This window comes from Pseudoalteromonas sp. SR45-4 (assembly GCF_014163535.1).
Classification (GTDB): domain Bacteria; phylum Pseudomonadota; class Gammaproteobacteria; order Enterobacterales; family Alteromonadaceae; genus Pseudoalteromonas; species Pseudoalteromonas nigrifaciens.
This window is the reverse complement of record NZ_JACJDO010000087.1, coordinates 1-2,004: the sequence shown is the minus strand read 5'-3', so window position 1 is coordinate 2,004 and position 2,004 is coordinate 1. Positions and strand designations below refer to the sequence as shown.

Sequence of the window (2,004 nt, the reverse complement as noted above, 5' to 3'; positions counted from 1 at the left end):
GTGGTAAACGGCCGAATATCTCGCTCAGTAATATTATTATCAATCCCTAGTTCGCCATCTTCACTATACCGCATTAATTTCGGCCATTGATTAAGCGTGTATTTTATCGCTTTGCCAATATAACTCCCCGCCGTTACTTTACCTTCGGCTTTATCAAGCCACGCTTTAAAGTGCATTAATATGGGTAAGGCTTTTTCTTGTCGTAACTGATACCGCGCTTGAGGAGATAACTGTTTGTTTTTAGCGTGGGTTTCCAGTTTATATAATTGGCTGATAAAGCTGATGGCTTTATGCGCTCGACCTTTGTTTTTCGACTCTGCTTTTAAGGCATCGTTATATTTGCGTCTAGCGTGTGCCCAGCAACCAACAGGGGTAATGCCTTCAATACCGTCATAAACACGGTAACCGTCGCACTGTAAATAGCCTTGATAACCGGCAAGAAATTCTTTTGCGCAAGCGCGACTTCGACCTGCTTGGTAATCGTAAATCACGACAGGCTCACGGCTGACCTCATTGCTGCGATAAACCCACATGTAGGAATTGCTGCTAGGGTTGTCACCTTCATCTAACACTTGTGTACGGGTTTCATCGGCACATAAACTATGCTCACTAAGCAAGTGACGTTGCATGGCTGCCACTAAGGGGCTGATTAGCAGGCCCGCTTTAATACACCAATTAGCTAATGTTCCGCGCGATAGTTCAAGGCCGCCACGGCCCAGTATGTCAACGAAACGATAAAGCGGTAAGGCATCGCAGTATTTGCCCGTAACAACCGCCGATAACGCTTCTGGACTCGCAATGCTGCCAGGAATAGGCTGCTTGGGTTTAGGCGCGGTGATTATTTTACTGGCCAATTGTTCATGCTCGCAATGTCTGCAAGCATATTTAAATTGTTTGTGCTTAATGACACTGACTTTCGCCGGAATAATCTTCACTTGCTCGCTGTCTTCACTACCACATTGATGTAGTTGTTCACCGCAACACTGACACGTTAACTCGGTTAAGGTGTGCTCAACCTCTTCTCGTTCAAAGTGCTCAGCCAGTATTTGTTTACCTTTCTTATGGTGTTTAGGCGGCTCAGTCGTTTTATGCTGCTCCGCTTCATTGAAGGTGCCCCGTGGGGCTTTTTCACTTTTTTTACCGTATTTTTGGGATTTACTTAACTTAAGCTCAGCAAGCAAGTGGTCAATCCGCGATTGCATTTCAACCTTATCTTCTTGCAGTGAAATTTTATCTTTTTCTAAGCCATCAAGCTTAGCCTGCATAAGTGCAAGCTGATTTTGTAGTTCGGTGATGAGAATAGTGTCTGGCATTTTAATAGCATGACACATGGGAAAGATCGTTCAAGTAAAAAAAACGATCTGGTTAATTTACATCACTGATAACCCTGATAAAGTTGAGTGGCGGGTTTTATTATTTACCGGTAAGCCAGATAATAACCATTGTAACTGCCGTTGTTCAATCCCCATGGCTACGTGTGCTTGAGCATGATTTGGCCATTGAAATCGTCCTTGCTCTAAGCGACGATAATAAAGCCAAAAACCATTGGTATCCCAAAACAAAATTTTTAATTTATCGCGTTGTTTATTACAAAAAACGAACCACGCTTGGCTTAAAGGATCGAGAGATAGGGTATCGCTGACAATAATACTTAACCCATTGATTGATTTTCGCATGTCGGTGAATCCCGTGACCAAGTAAACTTGGTGGGTGCAAGGTGTCACAGTACGCTCAATAATTTGGCGAGTGCTTGGTGCGCTAATGTCGACTCGAAGTCTATTTGATAGCCGTTTGGTGTGGTGAGTTTAATGATTGAAGGGTGTGTAAAGGCTTGCTCATGAATAACAAACGGGATCACCTGTTGCTTTTTAACCCTTATCGTTTCGTCAGAAAGGCGTTTACGCCAAACATAGAAAGTCGATGCGTTAATGTTGTTATCACGACAAAATTGAATGATGGCTAAACCACTCGATTTTTGCTGCTCAAAAATGCCTTGCCAGTGTT

At 43.3% G+C, this 2,004-nt stretch carries 3 protein-coding genes; all 3 read right to left on the bottom strand.

All coding sequences use genetic code 11. The annotated features are described in order from the left end of the window. Nucleotides 1-1,331 (bottom strand): IS66 family transposase (tnpC, locus tag H5058_RS18055; protein WP_182679368.1); only part of this gene is annotated, 1,331 nt, incomplete at its 3' end. 39 nt (nt 1,332-1,370) lie between these two features. Beyond that, a complete protein-coding gene (gene tnpB, locus H5058_RS18050; protein WP_024605589.1) occupies nt 1,371-1,724 on the bottom strand; it encodes an IS66 family insertion sequence element accessory protein TnpB in 354 nt (117 codons plus the stop codon). Beyond that, nucleotides 1,721-2,004, bottom strand: a 284-nt coding sequence (gene tnpA / locus H5058_RS18045; RefSeq protein ID WP_182679366.1) for an IS66 family insertion sequence element accessory protein TnpA, incomplete at its 5' end; no start/stop codon positions are given. The genes tnpB and tnpA, both read right to left, overlap by 4 nt.